General features: G+C 58.4%; 19 protein-coding genes. 11 read left to right on the forward strand and 8 right to left on the reverse strand.

From position 1 onward, the window contains the following. Positions 1-34: 34 nt before the first annotated feature. A complete protein-coding gene (locus tag ACN0SC_RS06155; RefSeq protein WP_417248781.1) occupies positions 35-658 on the forward strand; it encodes a helix-turn-helix domain-containing protein in 624 nt (207 codons plus the stop codon). Positions 659-887: 229 nt separating this feature from the next. Here the strand turns inward: ACN0SC_RS06155 and ACN0SC_RS06160 are convergent, their stop codons facing one another. Both ACN0SC_RS06160 and ACN0SC_RS06165 read right to left on the reverse strand, forming a co-directional pair. Beyond that, positions 888-1,010: an entericidin EcnA/B family protein gene (locus ACN0SC_RS06160; RefSeq protein WP_417248782.1), complete on the reverse strand. Its 123-nt coding sequence runs from the start codon at positions 1,008-1,010 to the stop codon at positions 888-890. Between the two features lie 19 nt (positions 1,011-1,029). Further along, positions 1,030-2,844 carry an extracellular solute-binding protein gene (locus tag ACN0SC_RS06165; RefSeq protein WP_417248783.1) on the reverse strand — a complete coding sequence of 605 codons (1,815 nt, stop codon included), beginning with the start codon at positions 2,842-2,844 and terminating at the stop codon, positions 1,030-1,032. A gap of 426 nt (positions 2,845-3,270) precedes the next feature. Between ACN0SC_RS06165 and ACN0SC_RS06170 the strand changes: the two genes are divergently transcribed. Together ACN0SC_RS06170 and ACN0SC_RS06175 are read left to right on the forward strand one after the other, a co-directional pair. Beyond that, positions 3,271-4,044 carry a 3-hydroxybutyrate dehydrogenase gene (locus ACN0SC_RS06170; RefSeq protein WP_417248784.1) on the forward strand — a complete coding sequence of 258 codons (774 nt, stop codon included), beginning with the start codon at positions 3,271-3,273 and terminating at the stop codon, positions 4,042-4,044. A 131-nt stretch (positions 4,045-4,175) separates the two neighbouring features. Next, entirely contained in the window at positions 4,176-5,204 is a 1,029-nt protein-coding gene (locus ACN0SC_RS06175) for a patatin-like phospholipase family protein (RefSeq protein ID WP_417248785.1), read from the forward strand. Between the two features lie 76 nt (positions 5,205-5,280). Here the strand turns inward: ACN0SC_RS06175 and ACN0SC_RS06180 are convergent, their stop codons facing one another. The 4 genes from ACN0SC_RS06180 to ACN0SC_RS06195 form a co-directional block, all read right to left on the reverse strand. Then, positions 5,281-5,490 carry a hypothetical protein gene (locus tag ACN0SC_RS06180; protein ID WP_417248786.1) on the reverse strand — a complete coding sequence of 70 codons (210 nt, stop codon included), beginning with the start codon at positions 5,488-5,490 and terminating at the stop codon, positions 5,281-5,283. Positions 5,491-6,008: 518 nt separating this feature from the next. Further along, positions 6,009-6,707: a DUF502 domain-containing protein gene (locus tag ACN0SC_RS06185; protein ID WP_417248787.1), complete on the reverse strand. Its 699-nt coding sequence runs from the start codon at positions 6,705-6,707 to the stop codon at positions 6,009-6,011. 108 nt (positions 6,708-6,815) lie between these two features. Continuing rightward, a complete protein-coding gene (locus tag ACN0SC_RS06190; protein ID WP_417248788.1) occupies positions 6,816-7,733 on the reverse strand; it encodes a pseudouridine-5'-phosphate glycosidase in 918 nt (305 codons plus the stop codon). After that, on the reverse strand, positions 7,730-8,638 hold the full coding sequence (locus ACN0SC_RS06195) for a PfkB family carbohydrate kinase (protein ID WP_417248789.1): 909 nt from the start codon (positions 8,636-8,638) through the stop codon (positions 7,730-7,732). The genes ACN0SC_RS06190 and ACN0SC_RS06195 overlap by 4 nt, the downstream gene beginning before the upstream one ends. Positions 8,639-8,922: 284 nt before the next feature. Between ACN0SC_RS06195 and rpsB the strand changes: the two genes are divergently transcribed. The 3 genes from rpsB to ACN0SC_RS06210 all read left to right on the forward strand — a co-directional run bounded on the left by rpsB (position 8,923) and on the right by ACN0SC_RS06210 (position 11,031). Next, complete coding sequence (gene rpsB / locus ACN0SC_RS06200) at positions 8,923-9,711, forward strand: 30S ribosomal protein S2 (protein ID WP_417248790.1); 789 nt, start codon at positions 8,923-8,925, stop codon at positions 9,709-9,711. A gap of 98 nt (positions 9,712-9,809) precedes the next feature. Then, complete coding sequence (gene tsf, locus ACN0SC_RS06205; RefSeq protein WP_417248791.1) at positions 9,810-10,685, forward strand: translation elongation factor Ts; 876 nt, start codon at positions 9,810-9,812, stop codon at positions 10,683-10,685. A 196-nt stretch (positions 10,686-10,881) separates the two neighbouring features. Next, on the forward strand, positions 10,882-11,031 hold the full coding sequence (locus ACN0SC_RS06210) for a hypothetical protein (RefSeq protein WP_417248792.1): 150 nt from the start codon (positions 10,882-10,884) through the stop codon (positions 11,029-11,031). Between the two features lie 205 nt (positions 11,032-11,236). Here the strand turns inward: ACN0SC_RS06210 and ACN0SC_RS06215 are convergent, their stop codons facing one another. Together ACN0SC_RS06215 and ACN0SC_RS06220 are read right to left on the reverse strand one after the other, a co-directional pair. Then, positions 11,237-11,992, reverse strand: coding sequence for an autoinducer binding domain-containing protein (locus ACN0SC_RS06215; protein WP_417248793.1), 756 nt, complete (start codon positions 11,990-11,992; stop codon positions 11,237-11,239). Positions 11,993-12,586: 594 nt separating this feature from the next. Continuing rightward, positions 12,587-13,504 carry a helix-turn-helix domain-containing protein gene (locus ACN0SC_RS06220; protein ID WP_417248794.1) on the reverse strand — a complete coding sequence of 306 codons (918 nt, stop codon included), beginning with the start codon at positions 13,502-13,504 and terminating at the stop codon, positions 12,587-12,589. Positions 13,505-13,705: 201 nt separating this feature from the next. Here ACN0SC_RS06220 and ACN0SC_RS06225 point away from each other — a divergent pair, with 201 nt between their 5' ends. The 5 genes from ACN0SC_RS06225 to ACN0SC_RS06245 all read left to right on the forward strand — a co-directional run bounded on the left by ACN0SC_RS06225 (position 13,706) and on the right by ACN0SC_RS06245 (position 21,184). Then, complete coding sequence (locus ACN0SC_RS06225; RefSeq protein WP_417248795.1) at positions 13,706-15,790, forward strand: ABC transporter substrate-binding protein; 2,085 nt, start codon at positions 13,706-13,708, stop codon at positions 15,788-15,790. 143 nt (positions 15,791-15,933) lie between these two features. Next, a complete protein-coding gene (locus ACN0SC_RS06230; protein ID WP_417248796.1) occupies positions 15,934-16,962 on the forward strand; it encodes an ABC transporter permease in 1,029 nt (342 codons plus the stop codon). Further along, entirely contained in the window at positions 16,959-18,149 is a 1,191-nt protein-coding gene (locus ACN0SC_RS06235; protein WP_417248797.1) for an ABC transporter permease, read from the forward strand. Before ACN0SC_RS06230 ends, ACN0SC_RS06235 begins: the two co-directional genes overlap by 4 nt. Positions 18,150-18,160: 11 nt before the next feature. After that, positions 18,161-19,792, forward strand: a complete 1,632-nt coding sequence (locus ACN0SC_RS06240; RefSeq protein WP_417248798.1) for an ABC transporter ATP-binding protein — start codon at positions 18,161-18,163, stop codon at positions 19,790-19,792. A gap of 24 nt (positions 19,793-19,816) precedes the next feature. Beyond that, the gene (locus tag ACN0SC_RS06245; protein WP_417248799.1) at positions 19,817-21,184 is read left to right on the forward strand and encodes an alpha-glucosidase/alpha-galactosidase; all 1,368 of its coding nucleotides are present in this window, start codon (positions 19,817-19,819) and stop codon (positions 21,182-21,184) included. Position 21,185: the final 1 nt, after the last annotated feature.

Raw genomic sequence — 21,185 nt, forward strand, 5'->3', positions numbered from 1 at the left:
TTTCTTTTGTGCGCTCTCCTCGCTAAATACGAGCATGACTGATGACCACACACCCAGCCTGATCCGTCTGGCGCGCGAAAGCGATGCGCAGGACGAGGCGCGCCCCTTGGACCTTGGTGCGCGGGTGCGTGAGTTGCGCAAGTCGCGCGGCTGGACCTTGGAGCAGGCCGCGGGACAAGCGGGACTTGCCCGCTCTACACTCTCCAAGATCGAGAACGGTCAGATGTCCCCTACCTACGAGGCGCTCAAAAAGCTCGCGACGGGGTTGGAAATCACCGTGCCACAGCTCTTCACCCCTCCGCGCAAAGCGATGATCTCGGGGCGGCTGGCCACAACACGTTCGGGCGAGGGGGCGGCTCATGCCACCACGACCTATGAGCACGAGATGCTGGCGGGTGCGCTAACCACGAAGAAGATGCTGCCCTACCGCGCCACGATCCGCGCGCGTAGTTTCGATGAGTTCGATGGCTGGGTGCGCCATGATGGTGAGGAGTTCCTCTATGTGCTCACGGGTGTGATCCAGTTGATCACTGAGTTTTACGAACCCATCGAGATGCGCCGTGGCGACAGCGCTTATTACGACGCGACAATGGGGCACAACGTGATCTCCGTCTCCCCCGAAGACGCCACGATCCTGTGGGTCACATCTCTGGATTAGTCGTTTTAGAGCAATGGCTTGAAGATGTAGATTCATGTAAAAAACCGCGCCCCGTTTTGCGGTGGCGCGGTTTTTCTTTTCGAGGTCGATGCGCCCTAAAACACAACCCGAGTGGCGGTTTTGGCAACAGCTTTCGTAGCTTTCACACCCGTCCCAACTGTTTTTCCCGCAACATAGGCTGGCGCGCAACCCGCCGTTGCAAGTGCGGCCATGATGGCAAACACGCGCATCACAACCAACCTTGCACTGTGCGCGCACCGTTCTGGATATCTTCGCCCATACCCGCGACCGTGCCGCAGGCACTCAGGCCCGTGAGGGCCGCGATTGAGAGGGCACAGATTAATCTACGCATGTCGGCAATCCCTGTAAGATCATTCTTCCCAATACCAGACATCAGGCTGCCACCCGATCCAGTCGCCATAAATTGGTAATGTTTCGGGGAATTTCAACTCCTTGGCATGCGCCAGACGCGAAATATTCCACTGGTAGATCGGGATGGCATAACGCCCCGCCGTCAGCACGCGATCAAGCGCGCGGGTGGCGGCGATGAAATCGTCCTTGGAGGTGGACGACAGCATGGTGTCTATCAGCCCATCCACGGCCTCGGACTGGATGCCGATGATGTTGCGCGTTCCGTCTGCCGCCGCCGCCTCGGAGCCGAAGTAGTTTTTCTGCTCATTACCAGGGGAAAGGGACAGGCCAACACGATAGTTGGTCATGTCGAAGTCATAGGACTCCATCCGCTGACGGTATTGCGGGCGGTCCACCACGGTGATTTTCGGCGTGATCCCAAGTTGTTTCAGCGCGGTGGTATAGATGTCGATGATCGACTGGTTCTCGTCATCGCCCGACTGCAACAGGATCTCGAAGGTGAAATCCTCACCCTCGGCATTGCGCATCTTGCCGTCCTGAACAGTCCAACCCGCCTCCTCAAAAAGGCCGAGTGCGCGACGTGTGGAGGCGCGATCGTTCTGTGTGCCGTTGGTGGCGGGGAAGTTGTAGCCTTCCAGCGCACCTGGGGGCAAGGTGTCCGCGTAGGGCTCAAGAAGCTCGCGCACGCGGCCTGTGGCGGGACCTTCCTCCATGCCAAGCACGGAGTTGGAGAAATAAGAGGTGATGCGGTTCTGCTTCGATCCTGTCTGCACCTCGTTGATGTATTCGAAGTTGAACGCTTCGATCAGTGCCTGACGCACGCGCCAGTCTTGTAGGATCGGCTGGCGCACGTTCATCGCAAAACCCGTCATGCCCGAGGGTCGCTCGTGAGGCACGATAGATTTCACCACATCGCCGCGCTCGACGGCGGGGAAGTCGTATTGATCTTCCCAAGTCTGCACGTTGAATTCGCGGTGGCTGTTCAATTCGCCTGCCTTGAAGGCCTCGATAACCAGCGAAGGATCGGCGAAGAATTCCCAACGGATCGTGTCAAGATTGGCCTGACCGCGCATGAAAGGCACATCCTTGCCCCAGTAATCAGGGTTGCGCGTGAATTCGACGAAACTTCCCGCGTCGAAATCGCTGAGGACATAGGGCGCTGAGCCAATCGGAATGTTCTCGAACCCCGACTTGGTGAAGTCCTTGCCCTCCCATTGCGCCTTTTTCAGGATCGGACGCAGGCCCACGAGTAGGGCCAATTCGCGGTTGTCGGTGTTGAAGGTGAACTTGACCTTATTCGGGCCAGTCTCTTCGATGCTCTTGAGCTGCTTGCCAAGCGAGACGTAACGGGCGTGGCCTTGGGTGGCGAGCGTCTCGAAGGACCAGATGACATCCTCGACCGTCACAGGCGTTCCATCAGAGAATCGGGCCTCTGGACGCAACGTGAATTCGGCCCATGTTCGCGCCTCGTCGGTCTCGATTGTCTCGCACAGAAGGCAATAAAGCGTGAAAGGCTCCGAGTAGGCACGGCCCATCAGGCTTTCTGCGATGACATAGCGGAGCTGCCACGGCGTTGTCCCTTTCTGGATGAAGGGATTGAGGCTGTCGAAGGTGCCGCCTTCGCCCGTGACGATCTTTCCACCCTTGGGCGCATCGGGATTGGCGTAGGGCAGGGACGCAAAATCTGGTGGGAGATCGGGTTCGCCATACATAGCGATGCCATGCATCGGCTCGCCAGATGCGCTCGCCGCCGCCGCGCAAAGCGCGATCACACCCGCCGTGCGCCATGCACGTTGGAAATACTCTAGTGCCATTTCGAGAACAATGCCTCCCGTCCCGTTGTTTTTCTGATCCTGAACCTACGCGCCGCTTTGTGTGTTTTCAAACTTTTAGCTTGGAGTGCGGCGGAGAAACGCGTATAACAAGGTCACTGCTCGATAGGTTTCTTGCCTGTATGAAACCTGCCTCAATAACTTTGCGCCAGCCTTGTGCTGGCGCTTTTTTTTGGCCAAATGGCAGCCCTCCGCACTGCGCCGAGGACGATAATATCCAGACATGATTGGACGGAATCGGTTTCTCGGCGCGAGGGGCAATGTGGTTGTGCAATGCCGTAGCGAAGGTGCCGTGCACGGTGGTCTCGTCGCGAAAAGGTGATTCTTTGTGCAGGAAAGCGATTCTTTCCTTGGCTTTGCAGTCGCAGCATTTACCTTACATGCAACCAAGGAACAGGAGGCCTATTCATGGAACTCAAAGGAAAAACCGCCGTTATAACAGGGTCCAATTCGGGCATCGGGTTGGGCGTTGCACGCGAGTTGGCAAAAGCGGGCGCAAATGTGGTCCTCAATTCATTCACCGACAATGACGAGGATCACGCGTTGGCCGCCGATATCGGCAGCGAATTCGGCGTCGAGGCGCGCTATATCAAGGCCGACATGTCAAAACCCGACGAATGCCGCGCGCTCATTGAGAAGGCAGGCGTTTGCGACATTCTCGTCAATAACGCGGGCATCCAGTATGTCGCGGGGATCGACGAATTTCCTGTCGAAAAATGGGACGCGATCATCGCGATCAACATGTCTTCGGCCTTCCACACCACCGCTGCCGCACTCCCCGTGATGCGCAAGGCAGGATGGGGCCGTGTAATCAACATCGCCTCCGCCCACGGGCTTACCGCCTCGCCCTATAAATCGGCCTATGTTGCCGCGAAACACGGGGTTGTCGGGCTGACCAAGGTGACCGCGCTGGAAACGGCGGAAGAGCCGATCACCGCCAATGCGATCTGTCCAGGCTATGTGCTGACCCCGCTGGTCGAAAAACAGATCCCCGACACGATGAAGAAATACAACATGGGCCGCGACGAGGTGATCCGAAACGTTCTGCTTGAGCGCCAACCGTCCAAAGAGTTCGCAACCGTCGAGCAACTGGGCGGCACCTGTATCTTCCTCGCGTCCGATCACGCAGCCCAGATCACGGGCACGACGATCTCAGTCGATGGCGGATGGACCGCGCTGTGATCGAAAGCCGGCGCTGTTGCTCGCTATAACTTTGGATATTTGAGAACAGGTGAAGGGCAGGGCTCGCGCCTCTTTCACCTGTTTGAAAATATCCATATTCGACCTTTGCAACCGATCCGAAGGATGACCCCATGACCAAACGCATCAACCTCGCGCTTCAAGGTGGCGGCGCCCATGGCGCGTTTACCTGGGGCGTGCTTGATCGTCTGCTCGATGAAGAAGATATCGAGATTGCCGCGATCACGGGTACCTCGGCGGGCGCGCTCAATGCCGCGGCTCTGGCGTCTGGGCTTGCAAGGGGAGGACGAGCGGAGGCACGGGCCGCCCTTGATGGGGTTTGGGAGGAAATGGGCGCGGTGACGGACATGCGCGTGTCGTCGTGGCTGACGCAATTCGGACCGACTTCGGCGATGATGGCGGCATGGGCAGGGGCGACCTTGCCGCTTCTTGACGGGCTGACCACCGTCATGAGCCCTTATGCCTTCGGGCCGTTCTATTCCAATCCGCTCCAAGGGATCGTTGAGGATCTCGATCTCTCGGGGTGCGCGATGGATGACGGCCCCGATCTGTTCATCTCCACCACCAATGTCCATACGGGAAAGATCCGCGTCTTTGCCAATGACGAGGTGAGCGAGGATGTCATTCTGGCCTCGGCCTGTTTGCCCGAGGTTTTTCAGGCGGTGGAGATCACCGACCCCAAGACGGGGCAGACCGATCCCTATTGGGATGGCGGCTATACAGGAAATCCCGCGCTGTTTCCCCTGTTCGAGCCGCAATACCCCGATGATGTGGTGATCGTGAATATCAACCCGCTGGAGCGGACGGGCACGCCGAGAACGCCTGAAGAGATACGCAACCGTGTCAATGAGATCAGCTTCAACTCATCATTGCTGCGCGAGTTGCGCGCGGTCCAGTTTGTGCGCGACCTGATCGCGGAGAAGCGGATGCCAGAAGGACTGATGAAGGCTGTTCTAGTGCATATGATATCTGACGATGAAATGATGCGCGATCTTTCCGTGCGCACCAAAATGGTCCCTTCGCCAGTCATGCTGGCACGTCTCAAACACGCGGGGCAGGCGGCCTGTGACACTTTCCTGAGTACGCATAAAGACGACATTGGAAAGCGCGGGACGGTCGATCTGTCCGAGATGTTCAGCTAGGCGAGACGGCCTACGCATGTAAAAGGCCCCGCGCAGGCGGGACCTTTTTCATGTATTTAAATCTGTAGGGCCACCACTAGTTCAAATCAGATGGCGATCCGAACGAGCCGCCGCTCGCGCTTGAGGTAAGCGCGAGAAGGAAGAGCGCGGCAAGGAGCGCCATGGCGGCAGGATTTCCGCCTGCGGAAGTTGCGGAATCCACAACCACGTCCTCGGACATGGATTGTGCGAAGGCGGTATTAGAGATCACGGTCATAGCTGCCGCGAGACTTACGAGTTTCTTCATGATTATCCCCCAGGATACGGGTTGAATGGGACGCAAGCTCGCACACTTCGGATGGGTGATTTGCTTGCGCAGTTAAGACGCGACTTGTCGCGCCATCCGCACCGCGTGATACGCGATGCGGTGATTGATCGGATTAAACTGCCGTAGGAAAAGAACTAGTGAAACCCCTGCATTGGGCTCGAGCTGCCACTCGATGCTGAAAGTGCCAGAATAAAGAGAGCCGCAAGCATCAGCATAGCTGTGGCACTTCCGCCTGCGGAAGTAGCGGAATCCACAACCACGTCCTCGGACATGGATTGTGCGAAGGCGCTCGAAGAAATGGCAGAAATGGCAGCTGTAAGTGCAACGATTTTTTTCAAGGTATTATCCCCCTTAAGTAAAAGTACTCGGAAGCTATCGCGAAATTATGTCGTAATCAAACATTCGTGTGCTTGAATCAGTTTCAATTCCTATCACGCGCAAAAAATTGTGCTGCGCGCTGCGATGATACTCTGTGCGTAGGTAGTGGGAGCGAGGGGTCAGGGGCGCGGCGTGCTTTCGGGCGCGCTCGGTCCTTTGGAGTTGGGATAGACGAGCCCTGCCGAGATCACCAGTTTCGCCGCATCTTCCACTGTCATGTCGAGCATTTGCACCTCGTCACTTGGGAAAAAAAGCAGGAAGCCCGATGTAGGGTTGGGTGTGGTCGGCACAAAGACCGAAAGCATGTCGCGGCCCTCGGGTGTGCGTTCGGCGATCTCGCCCTTGGCGGCGGTAGAGACAAAGCCCACGGCCCAGATGCCCTTGCGCGGATATTCGATCAGACAGGCTTTATCGAAGGAGGTCTCCGATTGTGCAAAGACCGTCTCGGCAATCTGTTTCGCGCCATTGTAGATCGAGCGCACGATCGGAGTGCGGTCGACGAGGTTTTCGGCCCAACGTAGAAGCGAACGCCCCACAAGTCCCTTGGCGATCCAGCCGACGATAATGGTGAAGAGCAGGAAGAGGATAACGCCCACACCCCGCAGGTTGATGCCGATATATTGCTCGGGCTGGAATTTCTGCGGCACGAAGGTCAGCGCCCAGCCATCGACCCAGCCGATCACGGTCCAGATCACATAGGCGGTCAGGCCGATAGGAGCGACGACCACGAGACCCGTAAGGAACGAGGCACGTAGCCAGCCGAAAAATCCCCCGCGCTTGTGTTTGGGGTGGGTATCTTCTTCGAACGGGTTGGTCATTTTGGTGGTCCGGATCCTGCGCGCACGTGAACTACGGTCTTCGGCTCGAATTTAGGTGTGTTGAGCGCAGTTCACAATGAGGCGTGATGTAAAAAGCGTGCGAAACACTTACCCTTTGGCCAAATGCTGTGCGATCTGCGCGGCAAGGCGCGCGTTATTACGCACCAAAGCGATATTCGCGGTCAGCGAGCGGCCTTCGGTCAGCTCGAAAATCCGTTGCAGGAGGAAGGGAGTCACGTCCTTGGCCGCGATCCCTTTCGTCTCTGCCTCGGCAAGCGCCGTATCCACCACAGGGCCGATCACATCGCGGGTAATCTCGTCTGCCTCCGGGATCGGGTTGGCAACCAATTGTCCGCCCGAAAGGCCCATTGCCGCGCGCATCTTCGCGGATGCCGCGATGGCGGCTGCATCGTCGAGACGCAGGGGGGCGGTAATGCCAGAGCCGCGCGACCAGAAGGCCGGCAACTCGTCTTGCCCGTAGGCGATGACGGGCACGCCGTTGGTTTCCAGCACTTCGAGTGTTTTAGGAATGTCGAGAATGGCTTTCGGACCTGCGGCCACCACGGTGACAGGGGTTTGCGCGAGTTCGAGCAGGTCGGCGGAGATATCAAAGGTTTCGCTCGCCCCGCGATGCACACCACCGATGCCACCCGTGGCGAAGGTGCCGATCCCTGCGATATGGGCGGCGATCATGGTGGCGGCGACAGTTGTAGCACCCGTTGCGCCTTTTGCGATGCAAACGGGCATGTCGGCACGCGAGACTTTCATCACGTCCTTGGCCTGCGCCAGTGCCTCAAGTTGCGCATCCTCAAGTCCGATATGCAACGTGCCGTCGAGAATGGCGATGGTCGCGGGAGTGGCACCCGCGGCGCGCACATCTTCCTCCACCATCCGCGCGGTCTCGACGTTTTGTGGATAGGGCATCCCGTGCGTAATGATTGTGCTTTCCAGCGCAACCACAGGCGCACTCGCCTCCAGTGCTTTGGCGACATCGGATGCGAGGGTGAGGGGCAGGGTGGTGGTCATAAAGGTGTGTCTCCTGAGACGTAAGCGGCGGCGGCCTTGAGGGCTTCGGCGAGGGCTGTTTCGGAATTGGCTCCACGCAGGTCAGCGGCGATATGGGCGGCCATGAAGGTGTCTCCCGCGCCTGTCACGCGTGCAACGAGGACTTCGGGCGGGGTTTGGGTAATGCAGTCGGTTTGATCGGCAAGCGTCGCGCCTTGTCCGCCGTTCGTCACCAGCACGCGATGCGAGCCCTTGTCGATGAGCGCGGTGGCGGCTTCCGTAGAGGTGTCGAAGGTGGTGTGCAAGAGCAGACCCGCTTCCTCAAGGTTCACATAGAGTGTGGCGCGAGGATGGGTCAGCAGGGGCAAAAGGCGCTCGGCCTTACCAGGGGACGCGGGCGCCACACGAAGATCGGCCTGCGCAAACAGAGGCGACTTCGCGATCTCGCGCAGCAGTTCCGTCGTCAGGTTTCCGTCAAGCGCCACGGGACCACTATAGGGTATCTCGGACGTGCCAAGGCGCCCGTCCTCTAGAGGACGCAGGATCTTTGCGCCTGCCGCCTCAAGGGAATGGGCATCGGCAATCGCGGCAATGAGACCGTTTGCACCCTCGACCGCCATATAAGTGTCGGTCGGCAGATCGTCGGAGCGGTAGATATAGCCCGTGCCGATCCCGCGCACCTGAGCGGCCTTGATCAATTCGTCGCCCTCGGGGTCACGGCCAACGGCGGTCAGCAAGGTGGGCGTCAACCCGAAACGCGAAAGCGCCATTGCGATGTTCATTGCGACACCACCAGGCACGCGCACGATCCGTCCCGGAACATCCGATCCAACCCGCATCGCGCGATCAGACCGCCCGATGACATCCCATAGCACCGAGCCGATGCAGAGTATGTCGTGATGCGATATGTCATGTGCCTGTGTCATGCAGTCTAGATGCCCCGCTTTTTGACCAATTGGCAAGAGAACAGCCATACCGATTTGCTGGCTTTCCTCATTTGCATATGTTGGGAGGGAAAATGGCCCCAAATCCACGAAAACAGGCCGCAAAAGCGGGTAGGGGCTTGCCACCCCCCGATATCCGATCTATACGCGCGACCACTTCACAGACGGAGGCGGGCCCTCGGGGGAGACATCCCCGAACAGGTCCACCGGTTGGGACAGTCGTCCTGAGACCCTCCGTCAAGGATCAAACCGGAAAGGAAAAACGCATGGCGCTTCCCGAATTCACCATGCGTCAGCTCTTGGAAGCTGGCGTACACTTTGGTCACCAGACCCAACGTTGGAACCCCCGTATGGGCGAGTACATCTATGGCTCGCGTAACGGCATCCACATCTTCGACCTGACCCAGACCGTGCCGATGCTCGATCAGGCGCTTCAGGTCGTGCGCGACACCGCTGCTAAAGGCGGCCGCATTCTCTTCGTCGGCACCAAACGTCAGGCAGCTGGTCCCGTTGCCGAAGCCGCTGAGAAATGCGCACAGTACTACATGAACCACCGCTGGCTCGGTGGCACGCTGACCAACTGGAAAACCGTTTCCCAGTCGATCCAGCGCCTCAACGACATCGACGCCAGCCTTGAGTCGGGCGCCGAAGGCCTCACCAAGAAAGAGCGCCTCAACATCGAACGCGCTCAAGAGAAGCTGCAAGCCTCTCTCGGTGGTATTCGCGAAATGGGCGGCGTGCCTGACCTTCTCTTCGTCATCGACGTGAAGAAAGAAGACCTCGCCATCGCCGAAGCCAACAAACTGGGCATCCCCGTTGTGGCCGTGGTCGACACCAACTGCTCGCCCAACGGCGTGGACTACGTGATCCCTGGCAACGACGACGCATCGCGCGCCATCGCTCTCTACACCGACCTTGTGGCACGTGCCGCGCTTGACGGTATGACCGAGCAAATGGGCAACGCAGGCGTTGACCTCGGCGCGCTTGAAGAAGCACCCGTCGAAGAGGTTGTTGCTGAAGAGGCCGCCGCAGAAGCACCCGCTGCTTCCGAATAAGGGCGATGCCTCTGCTACGAGGCGTCACAAAACAGACACGGGGCGCGGGTTAGACCCGCCCCCGTAACCGATCCCAGAATTTTGCGAGGAGAGCCGACATGGCAATCACAGCTGCACAGGTTAAAGAACTGCGCGAATCCACCGGCGCGGGCATGATGGACGCGAAAAAAGCGCTCGTCGAAACCGACGGTGACATGGAAGCGGCCGTTGACTGGCTGCGCACCAAAGGTCTGGCGAAAGCCGCCAAGAAATCCGGCCGTACCGCCGCTGAGGGCCTCGTGGCCGTCGCCGTCGAGGGTGGCAAGGGTGTTGCGGTTGAAGTCAACTCCGAGACCGACTTCGTTGCTAAAAACGCCGATTTCCAATCCATGGTCCGTGACATTGCTGGTGCCGCTCTTGGCGTCGCCGACGTCGAAGCGCTGGCTGCTGCCGATCTCGGTGGCAAATCCGTTGCCGACACCGTGACCGACAAAATCGCCACCATCGGCGAGAATATGTCCGTGCGCCGCATGGCCAAAATCGAAGCCGACACTGTTGTGACCTATGTCCACAACGCTGCGGCCGATGGCCTTGGCAAAATCGGTGTGCTCGTTGGCCTCAAAGGCGGTGACGAAGCCTTCGGCAAGCAGGTTGCGATGCACATCGCTGCTGCCAACCCGCAGGGCCTCGACGAGGCGTCTCTTGACGCGGCTGTTGTCGAAAAAGAGCGTCAGGTTCAGATCGACATCGCACGCGAAAGCGGCAAGCCCGAGAACATCATCGAGAACATGATCAAAGGCCGCATGGCCAAGTTCATCGCGGAATCGACCCTTCTTGGTCAGGCTTTCGTTGTGAACCCCGATCTGACCGTTGCCAAAGCTGCGGCTGAAGCAGGTGCGGAAATCGTTGGCTTTGTCCGTATGGAAGTCGGCGAAGGCATCGAAAAAGAAGAAGAAGATTTCGCCGCTGAAGTCGCGAAAGCGATGCAGGGCTAAATTCCTTCGCACCCGTCACGGACGGGATGTGATCTTAGTGAAAGGCCGGCGCAATTTGCGTCGGCCTTTTTCGTGCGTGGCGCTTCGGTGTGATGTGAGGACGCGGCGATAATTGTGAGGACGCGGCGATAATTGTGAGGGCGCGGCGATAATAATGACACGCTTAAGGGCAGGGGGCTTGGAAGGAGGGAGGGACGTGCCAAAGGCGTGCGGCGTGGCGGTTGTCCGCCACGCCGCTGAACTTTCGAACACCACAATCGGGATGAGTGAGGCGCACGTACTTGTTACAAACTACCTCGGCGAAGGTGACGACCAGATCAATATGACCGTCCCCTCTGGCCGGTAACAATGGCCGAGGAACAATGTCGTCGCAAACAGACCGACTGTCACATTGCCCCCAAGTTCCAGTGCCAAGCACATGTCGACGGAACGTGCCTAACTTGCGCAGATCGCAGTCGGGATTAAAGTCTGGAAAACCCTACCTTTTGCGCCAACGTATCAGGCTTTGGCTCACAGGTCCGCGTGGCGTGCCGTGATGCGCAGGAATCCGCTCACGCTTCGGCGTAGATCTGGTTGTAAACGGAGGCGCGCAGAACCGCCTGTGCTGTGGTTTCCACATTGAGAGCCTCGCGGGCATTGCGCAGGTGCTTGTCCACCGTGGCAATGGTGACGCCGAGAATTTCGGCCACGTCAGCGGTGGATTTTCCTTCTCCGACCCATTCAAGCACCTCACGCTGACGTGGCGAGAGAACACGCACAGGCATCGGCAGGGTCTGGAACTTCAGATGCGCAACATGGCAGATCGTTTCGAGAACCTCGCCATATTTGGCCCAGAGCGCGTTGGCGTCAGCCTGCGTGCCACTGTGCGGAGCAAGCGCGAGGCCGATCCCGCCTTTCTCATGTCTACGGCTGGAGGGGAATCCGATGGTGATGCCCGCATTCAGCCCGTATTTGGCGTTGAACTCAATGAGCTCCAACTGCTCGGACGAAAGACTGTTGCGGATTGTCTCGACGTAGTCCCAGGATTGGGTGCCGACGTTATCGAGCGCCCATTGCGCCATTGGAGCAATGCGGTAGCGTTCTCGCGGGCCGATAAAGGCATGCATATATTCGGCGGGATAGCTCGACAGGATAAGATGTCCCATCGACTCGCCCATGCTCTTGTCCGTGCGAAACCGTGTCAGCGCATAGAGCGCTTGTCCGAAACCAGCCGCCTCAATAGCTTGATGCAGCGCGCGCCAGACACACTCGACCGTCTGTGATGCGGTAATTTTTCGGAGCGTTTCAATTGCAAAGCTATTGTTCACTCGATCCCCCGAACCCTCTAGCAGCATTCAAAAAGCAACTTTGGGTAGATAGAGTCAACATGCAGTAGCGGTAAAATTTAGCAATCACGTCGAACCGATTTTCCTCAAGCAATCCGCAAAGTTACCCAACGCTACTTTGTTCTGTTATATTTACGTCATAGGTTTTTGCCGCGAACAAAAGCGCTTTGCCATCCGACGAACGGGGGATGCCGTCATTTTTCGCAGTTTACCGCATAGATGGGCAGGACTTTTGCGCGTTTGTCTATCTGTCCGTGTGCATCACTCGCACCGACGCTACGGTCCATTAAAATGAATGGATTGCGCAGCCTGTGGTGCGGGTAAGGTTGCGGTCATCGTAGGCTGTGCGGCGCGTCAGAGTATCGGGATTAAGCGCATGCGTATTGGTCGGTAACGTTAATTGGAGCAATGGAGTTGGTTTAATAGAGGGCGGTTAGTCTCTGTATCTAAACATATTTCGCTCTCTAAGTCGCGCTTCTCACCACGTCCGTCCTTTACATAATACCGATTATGAGCATACCCCAGCACGCGACGCAGCACCTTATCACTACACGCTCAAACCCTTTTCTTCACGCCCTATCGCAGCTCCATGTTGATGTAATGCTCTCGCACGGCATTTGGCGGCATTCCGTATGCGGTTTTGAAATGCGCGTAGAATTGCGATGTCGAGGAAAACCCCGACACTTCCGCGACCCGTGCGATCGGCAGCGTACTTTCGATGAGCAAACCGCGTGCGCGGATCAGGCGCAGACGAACGACAAACTTTTTGATCGGAGTTCGCATGACTCGTGAGAACAATGTAATCGCATAATTTTCGTGCAGCCCTGTCACGGCTGTGACGTCGGCATTGCGGATCGGCTTCTCGAGATTTTCCAGAATGAAACGCACCATCTCCACCACGTGACGAATATGCGCCGAATACAGTGCCCGTTCGTTTGGATCATCAACTCTGTCTGGCGCATGAAGTGGCGTCAGTTCGTCGAGCAAAATGCGGCGGAACAAGGCGTTGAGTTCCATTTTCACAACCTCGATCCGTTCCACATCGCCAGTGCGATAATCCTCGTACCAACCCTGCATACGGCGGTGGTCACAGAGGTCCTTGGGCGCCGATATCACGCCCCCTGCCAGCAAAGCCACCTGCAACCGCGCGATATGCGGCATCATCAGAAACATATCAGAAGGCAGGTAAATATTGCATAAACGCGGTGCGCGCCCCGGTTTTTCACGCACGTCGAGCAACTGATGCGGCACCCCAGCCCAGAACATTGCAAAGGTGTTTTCGGGCACTTTTATGCGTGATCCATCGAAATCGTAGACCAATTCGCCATCGACGCAAAAGTTCAACTCCACGTGCCCGTGCCAATGAGGAATATCCATCGTGGTGGGCGCAAATGTCCGAATTCCGAAACGTCCGAAAGCTCGATCACGGGCGTAGAATTGGCGTTCGTGCTTGGGGATTCCCGCCTCGCGGCGCGGTGATTTTTCACGAGTCATAACGAGTCCCTGCTCTCCCACGGCAGCGCCAATCTTAGAAACTCGGAAAAGATACGTCAGTTTCGGGATTGTGACCATCCCCCTGCCCGCGCAACCTTTGATACACGGGAGGCGCCGCTGTTGGAGGAATGGCCGCACCCGTAGAACGAATAGCGGCAGCAGCCGCAATACAGGCCGCGCAATGCGGCATAGGGAGGGAATATGTATACATTTCTGAGAGGTACGGCATATGCCGTGCTGTCAATCTCCGTTTCCGCCACTGCGCTACAGGCGCAGATGGTCGAGCCGACAACGCCACCGCCGCCGCCCGCCTTCGATGCGCAGGGCGAGCCTGTTTTCGTCAAACGCTCGGATGTTTTCGAATACCGCGCGCTCGACAGCTATTCCGAACCCGAATGGGTGACGAAGAAATTCGTTGAAACTGGCAAGCTGCCACCCGTCGAAGAGCGCCTGCCTGCCGAGCCTCTGGTCTACAAGACCGCGAACATGCCCGATGGTCCTGGTGTCTATGGCGATGTGATGCGCCATGTCATCGGTGGACGCCCCGAGGGGTGGAACTACATCGCGGGCCAGTCACAGGGCTGGGGCGGGATCGACATTGGCCTGTCGGAATGTCTGACGCGCACTGGCCCCCTCTTCATGATCGAGCCCGAAGATCTCGAACCCATGCCCAATCTCGCGAAGTCGTGGGAATGGTCCGAGGATGGCAAGACCCTGACCGTGCATCTCATCGAGGGTGCGAAATGGTCGGATGGCGATCCCTTCGACATGGACGATATCGAGTTCTACTGGAACGACCACGTCCTCAATCCTGACATCACACCGCTCAACGGTGCGACGCAGGCTTCCTTTGGCGAAGGCACGACGCTGGAACGAGTGGACGACTACACGTTCAATTTCCACTTCCAGACCCCCTTCCCCGAGCAGGTTCTCTACAACATGGCCTACGGCAACTTCTGCCCTGGTCCGTCGCATATCCTCAAGCCCGAGCATCCCAGCTATTCGGACAACACGGTAGAAGAGTATAAGAACGCCTTCCCGCCCGAAATGATGAACGTTCCCGTAATGGGGGCGTGGGTGACTGTGGAATACCGTCCCGACGACATCATCATCATGCGTCGCAACCCCTACTACTGGAAGGTGGACGAGACAGGAAAACAGCTCCCCTACCTCGACGAGATGCACTACCGCCTCTCCACATGGGGGGATCGCGATGTGCAGGCTGTGGCTGGCACGGGTGACTTCTCCAACCTCGAACAGGCGGAAAACTTTGTCGAAAGCCTCCGCTCATCGGCACGCGAAGATGCTCCCGCGAAGCTTGAATTCGGTCCGCGCATCATCGGTTATTCGCTCTATCCGAACCTGTCGGGCAACGGCTGGGGTCAACCTGACGAGCGCGAACAAGCGATCCGCGAGCTGAACCGCAACCTGAAGTTCCGTCAGGCCGTTTCCTACGGGATTGATCGTGAACGCCTCGGCAACTCGCTTGTCAAAGGTCCGTTTACCGCGATCTATCCGGGTGGCCTTCATGCGGGCACGTCCTACTATGATGCCGACAGCACGGTCTACTACCCCTACTCCGTCGAGACAGCCAAGGCGCTCCTCGCCGAGGTCGGGCTGGTCGATACCGATGGCAACGGCTTCCTGAACTTCCCCGAAGACACTGCGGGCGGTGTGGATGTGAACATCTCGCTCCTGACCACCTCCGACTATGCCACCGACAAGAACCTCACCGAAGGTATCGTGGCGATGATGGAGGACATCGGGCTCAAGGTGACGCCGAACATCGTTTCCAACAACGACCGCGATGCTCTGCGGCGTTCGGGCGAATACGACTGGCAAACCTTACGCAACCCGCCAAACCTCGTCACAGTGATCCAGAACACGCCGCAACTGGCACCGACGGGTCCGCAGACCGCCGAAGGTCACTATGCGAACGCTGATGGCGAGCTTGATCTGTTGCTGTGGGAGCAGGAGATGGCGGATGTGGTCAATGCCTTCATTGCCAGCCGCGATCCTGTTGAACGTGCCGAGCTGATGAAGACCTATCAGAAGCTTTACACCACCAACATGCCAGCAATCGGTCTCACGCAGTATCCCGGGGCGTTGATCATCAACAAACGCTTCTCGAACGTTCCTGCGGGCGCACCGATCTTCATGTTCAACTGGGCGGAAGACAACATCATCCGCGAGCGTGTCTACGTCGCAGAAGATGCCCAGCAGGATCATCAGGTCTATCCCGAAGCGCTGCCCGGCGCGCCGGGAAGCGACGGACCGATGGAATAAGTAGGTCCTCCCAACGGTCGCCAAGACCGTGACCGAAAGCGTGGGGCGCGGGTTTCCCCTGCCCCACGCAGATCAACCACATCGCGCAACTCGCGCGCTCCCCAACACAAAGACCGCATGAGCGGCTGAAAAGAGCACATCCAATGTTACGTTTTCTGGCCATTCGGATACTTCAAGCGATCCCTGTGCTTCTGGTGATGAGCATTATCACGTTCGTCATTATCAACGCCCCGCCAGGGGATTATGCCGACTACCTGCAAGGTCAGATGATCTCGCAAGGCAACGCCTCGGTAGAAGCCGCGCGGGCCTTTGCCGAACAGTACCGCATCGATAACGGCCTCAACGATCCGCTGGTCATCCGCTATGTCCGCTGGATCACGGGCATCGTCACGCAGGGCGATTTCGGCCACTCCTATTATTACAACAAACCCGTTTCGACCGTGATCGCAGAGCGTCTGCCGCGCACCCTTGCACTGGCCCTGACCTGCCACATCCTCGCGTCGATCCTCGGCATCTCCTTCGGCATCATTGCCGCCACCCGCCAGTATTCGTGGATAGATACCATCCTGTCCTTCGTGGCCTTCATGGGCATGACGATCCCGCGTTTCCTTCTGGCGCTGGTGATCCTCTACATCCTCGCCTTCCGCCTCGATGTGCAGGGTATCGGTTCCTTCCATTCCACACGCTACGGCGGTCAGGATTACTGGGTGGGCTTTCTCGATTTCAACTGGGCGAAGCTGTGGGATTTGATCAAACACGTCTGGCCCGTGATCTTCGTCGCGACCCTCGGTGGTCTGGCCTACAATATGCGTGTCATGCGGGCGAACCTGCTCGACACGACCAACATGCAATACGTCGAAACCGCGCGCGCCAAAGGGCTGTCTGAAAGCACCGTTATCATGCGCCACGCGGTCCCCAATGCGCTTCACCCGCTGGTGGCCTATCAGGGCGTTGTGCTGCCCTATATGCTCACGGGCGAAATCGAAGTGGCCATCGTCTTCGGTCTGGCCACGGTCGGCCCCGCCATCGTCGGCTCCATGGGTTTGGGCGACGTGATGGTGACGGCCTCCTTCCTACTGATCCTCGGTGTGACATTGATCATCGGCAATATCATCGCCGATCTCCTTCTCGTTGCGCTTGATCCGCGTATTCGTGTGGGGAACGATACATGAGCAATCACGCCAACACCTCCGCCAACTCCGATCCTGAGATCACGGAAATCGCGCTCGGTGCGGATGCAATCTATGAGGGCGAAGCCGCCGACGCGCGCCTGTCCACCGTCAACACCGAAAGCCAGAGCTATGGTGCGCTGGTGTGGCGCCGTTTCCGTCGCTCCACGCCCGGAATGATCGGTCTGACACTGGTGACGATGCTGCTTGTCGTGGCCTTCTTCGGCTCCTTCTTTGCTCCGATGAACCCCAAGTCGGCCTCCATTGCCTTCGCGCCGCCCGACAAAGTGAGCTTCTACCATACCCAGAACGGCTGGCAGCTTACCCCCGTGCTCTACCGCGTCACCGAAGGCGACGAGTTCGACCCCGTGACGTTCCAGCCGATCGCCGCACCAGATCTGGAAAACCCGATCCCGTTGCGCTTTTTCGGGAAGGGCTGGTCCTATGACTTCATGGGGTTGTTTACGGCGAAGCGTCATTTCTTCGCGCCCACCGATGGGGGCACCTTCCATGTGCTGGGCACGGACAAACTGGGCCGCGATATTTTCTCACGCGGCATTATCGGGGCGCGGGTGTCGCTGGCGATTGCCTTGGTCTCCGTCACCCTGATCACCATTATCGGCACCATGGTCGGCATCACATCGGGCTATCTGGGCGGACGCTTCGACCTGTGGCTGCAACGTCTGGTCGAAGTGTTCCTCGCCTTCCCGCAACTGCCGCTCTATCTCGCACTGGCCACCCTGATCCCCGCCACGGCCCCCTCCCCGCTCTTCATCACCTTCGTGGTGTTGGTGATCGTGGGTCTCGGATGGGCGCAACTAAGTCGCGAGGTGCGTTCGAAAACCATGTCCCTGCGCCGCATCGACTACGTGCGTGCTGCTCAGGCTGTGGGATCAAGTGACGCGCGCATCATCACCCGCCACATCCTGCCCAACGTGCTGAGCCATGTGATCGTCTCGGTCACGCTCGGTGTCCCCACGATCATCCTGCTGGAGAGTTTTCTGGGCTTCCTCGGCCTCGCCGTGAAGCCGCCGATGATCTCATGGGGTCTGATGCTTCAGGATGCGGGCACCTTCTCCGTCATCGGGTCTTACCCGTGGATTTTGTCCCCTGTCGGGTTCGTCCTGCTTGCCGTCTTTGCGTTCAACGCTCTGGGCGACGGGCTGCGCGACGCGATTGATCCCTACTAGGAGTTGCCAAGATGCCTGATACAGCACCAACCTCCCAACCGCCCCTGATTGATGCCCGCAACATCGGTGTGTCCTTCGCCGTGGACGGCGGCATGGTCGAAGCCGTGCGCGATGTCTCCTTCCGCCTCACCAAGGGCCAAACAATCGCGCTGGTGGGCGAAAGCGGCTCGGGGAAATCCGTCACCGCGCGCGCCATCATGCGGCTTCTGTCCAAACGTGCCACCGTATCCGATGGAACGCGGATCGAATACGAAGCCACGGACATGGCGAAGATGAACGACAAGGAGATGCGTCGCCTGCGCGGCAATCGCCTGTCGATGATCTTTCAGGAGCCGATGTCCTCGCTCAATCCCGTCTACACCATCGGGGCGCAGTTGATCGAAGGCATCATGCTGCACCAGAAGGTCTCGCGCAAAGAGGCGATGGCGCAGGCGCGCGACCGTCTTGAAGAGGTGCAGATCCCCGACCCAGAAGCGCGGCTCAAACAGTATCCGCACCAGCTTTCGGGCGGCCAGCGCCAGCGTGTGATGATTGCCATGGCGCTTGCCAACAAGCCCGATGTGCTCATCGCCGATGAACCGACCACCGCGCTCGACGTGACGGTGCAGGCGCAAATCCTGCATCTCATCGACGACCTCAAGAAACGCTACGGCATGGGTGTGATCCTCATCACCCACGACCTCACCGTGGTCCGCCAGTTCGCCGATCATGTCTATGTCATGCAGCATGGCGAAGTGCGCGAGGACGGGTCGACCGAGGAGATTTTTGCAAATCCTACGCATCCCTACACACGCCGCTTGATCGCCTCGGATCCCAAGGGCGTGGCAGAACCTCTCGAAGGGACGCCCGAAACCGTGCTGAAGGCCGAGAAGGTTCATGTCACCTTCACCCTGCGCAAAGGCGGTGCCTTTCGGGGTCGCTTTACCGATCTGCACGCCGTGGACGGATTATCGCTTGATCTCAAACGGGGTGAAACCCTTGGCATCGTTGGAGAAAGCGGCTCTGGCAAAACCACATTCGGCATGGCAATGATGCGTCTGGGGCGGCTCAATTCGGGGGCTGTTACCTTCAAAGGCACCCGCGTGGACCAACTTGACCGCAAGGGCATGAAACCCATTCGCCAGCAGATGCAGGTGGTATTCCAAGACCCCTTTGCCTCGCTCAATCCGCGCATGTCCGTGCGCCAGATCATCGAAGAGGGCCTGATCGTCAACGGCATAGGATCGGGGCGTTCTGACCGTCTGGAACGTGTCAAACAGGCTCTGCGCGATGCAGGGCTTCCCGATACAATCACCTCCCGTTTTCCACACGAGTTTTCGGGTGGCCAGCGCCAGCGCCTTGCCATCGCGCGGGCTATCGCACTGGAGCCGGAGTTCATCCTGCTCGACGAGCCGACCTCCGCGCTCGATCTCTCGGTGCAGGCCCAGATCATTGAGTTGTTGCGCAAGCTGCAGCGCGAAAAGGGCCTGTCCTACCTCTTCATCTCACACGACCTCAAAGTGGTGCGCGCCCTGTGTCACCGCGTGATGGTCATGCAACGCGGCCGGATCGTCGAACAAGGTCCGACCGAAAACGTTCTTGTCACCCCGCAAACCGACTACACCCGCCGCCTCGTGCGTGCGGCCTTTGAAATCGCAACTTGAAAATACAATCTTAAGGATACTCCCATGTCCAAAACCGTCATCACCTTCATCGGTGCAGGCTCCGCTGTTTTCACGCGCAACATCGCTGGCGACATCCTGCTGCGCCCTGCGCTTGCGGATGCTGAAATCCGCCTGATGGATATCAACCCCAAACGTCTCGAAGAATCCGAGATCATCGTCGGAAAAATGGCCGCGTCCCTTGGAGGAAAGGCCACCGTTAAGACCTACTCAAACCAGCGCGAGGCGCTCACGGGCACAGATTTCGTCGTCTGCTGTTTCCAGGTCGGCGGCTATGATCCCTGCACCATTACCGACTTCGAGGTGCCCAAGAAATTCGGCCTGCGCCAGACCATTGCCGACACGCTCGGCATCGGCGGGATCATGCGGGGTCTGCGCACCGTGCCACACCTTTGGTCGATCTGTGAGGATCTCACCGAGGTCGCGCCCGAGGCCGTGATGCTGCAATACGTGAATCCTATGGCGATCAACACATGGGCGATTGCGGCGAAATATCCGCATATCCGTCAGGTCGGCCTGTGCCACTCGGTGCAAGGCACCGCCTTTGAACTCGCGCGTGACCTCGATATCCCGCTCAAGGAGATCCGCTACAAGGCCGCTGGCATCAACCACATGGCCTTCTTCACCCGTTTCGAACACCGCCAACCCGATGGCAGCTACAAAGACCTCTATCCCGCGCTCAAGGCGGGCTACCGTGAGGGGCGTCTGCCCAAACCGTCGCATTGGAACCCGCGCTGCCCCAACAAGGTGCGCTACGAGATGCTCACACGTCTGGACTATTTCGTTACCGAAAGCTCGGAACACTTCGCTGAATACACCCCCTATTTCATCAAACGGGACCGTCCCGACCTGATCGAGAAATTCGGCATTCCGCTCGATGAATACCCCGTGCGTTGCGTGGAGCAGATCGAGAACTGGGAAAAGGAGGCAGAGAAGCTCAAGACCGAAGACGCGCCGAAACTCAAGGACAGCCACGAATACGCTTCGCAGATCATCAACTCCATCGTCACGGGCGAGCCGAGCGTGATCTACGGCAATATCGGCAACAAGGGATATATCCCCCAACTGCCCGAAGGTTGCGCCGTGGAAGTGCCTGTTCTGGTCGATCACAACGGTTTGCAGCCCACGGTGGTCACGGACATCCCGCCGCAACTGGTCGCGTTGATGCGCACCAATATCAACGTGCAGGATCTCACGGTTCAGGCGCTTCTGACCGAGGATGTGCGCCACATCTACCACGCCGCCATGCTCGACCCGCACACAGCGGCCGAGCTGGATCTCGACCAGATTTGGGAGCTTGTCTCCGATCTGCTTGAGGCACATGGCAAATGGAACCCCGAATGGGCCCGTTCGGGTCTGAAAAAGGCGTCGTAAC

This window comes from Celeribacter sp., assembly GCF_048261515.1.
Taxonomy (GTDB): Bacteria; Pseudomonadota; Alphaproteobacteria; order Rhodobacterales; family Rhodobacteraceae; genus Celeribacter.

Bases quoted from the DNA above. Each gene is read 5' to 3' on its own strand.
- ACN0SC_RS06245 (WP_417248799.1), top strand. From the start codon at position 19,817: ATGTCCAAAACCGTCATCACCTTCATCGGTGCAGGCTCCGCTGTTTTC.
- ACN0SC_RS06175 (WP_417248785.1), top strand. From the start codon at position 4,176: ATGACCAAACGCATCAACCTCGCGCTTCAAGGTGGCGGCGCCCATGGC.
- ACN0SC_RS06230 (WP_417248796.1), top strand. From the start codon at position 15,934: ATGTTACGTTTTCTGGCCATTCGGATACTTCAAGCGATCCCTGTGCTT.
- ACN0SC_RS06195 (WP_417248789.1), bottom strand. From the start codon at position 8,638: ATGACACAGGCACATGACATATCGCATCACGACATACTCTGCATCGGC.
- ACN0SC_RS06170 (WP_417248784.1), top strand. From the start codon at position 3,271: ATGGAACTCAAAGGAAAAACCGCCGTTATAACAGGGTCCAATTCGGGC.
- ACN0SC_RS06235 (WP_417248797.1), top strand. From the start codon at position 16,959: ATGAGCAATCACGCCAACACCTCCGCCAACTCCGATCCTGAGATCACG.
- ACN0SC_RS06220 (WP_417248794.1), bottom strand. From the start codon at position 13,504: ATGACTCGTGAAAAATCACCGCGCCGCGAGGCGGGAATCCCCAAGCAC.
- ACN0SC_RS06225 (WP_417248795.1), top strand. From the start codon at position 13,706: ATGTATACATTTCTGAGAGGTACGGCATATGCCGTGCTGTCAATCTCC.
- rpsB (WP_417248790.1), top strand. From the start codon at position 8,923: ATGGCGCTTCCCGAATTCACCATGCGTCAGCTCTTGGAAGCTGGCGTA.
- ACN0SC_RS06160 (WP_417248782.1), bottom strand. From the start codon at position 1,010: ATGCGTAGATTAATCTGTGCCCTCTCAATCGCGGCCCTCACGGGCCTG.
- ACN0SC_RS06155 (WP_417248781.1), top strand. From the start codon at position 35: ATGACTGATGACCACACACCCAGCCTGATCCGTCTGGCGCGCGAAAGC.
- ACN0SC_RS06165 (WP_417248783.1), bottom strand. From the start codon at position 2,844: ATGGCACTAGAGTATTTCCAACGTGCATGGCGCACGGCGGGTGTGATC.
- ACN0SC_RS06180 (WP_417248786.1), bottom strand. From the start codon at position 5,490: ATGAAGAAACTCGTAAGTCTCGCGGCAGCTATGACCGTGATCTCTAAT.
- ACN0SC_RS06240 (WP_417248798.1), top strand. From the start codon at position 18,161: ATGCCTGATACAGCACCAACCTCCCAACCGCCCCTGATTGATGCCCGC.
- ACN0SC_RS06185 (WP_417248787.1), bottom strand. From the start codon at position 6,707: ATGACCAACCCGTTCGAAGAAGATACCCACCCCAAACACAAGCGCGGG.
- tsf (WP_417248791.1), top strand. From the start codon at position 9,810: ATGGCAATCACAGCTGCACAGGTTAAAGAACTGCGCGAATCCACCGGC.
- ACN0SC_RS06190 (WP_417248788.1), bottom strand. From the start codon at position 7,733: ATGACCACCACCCTGCCCCTCACCCTCGCATCCGATGTCGCCAAAGCA.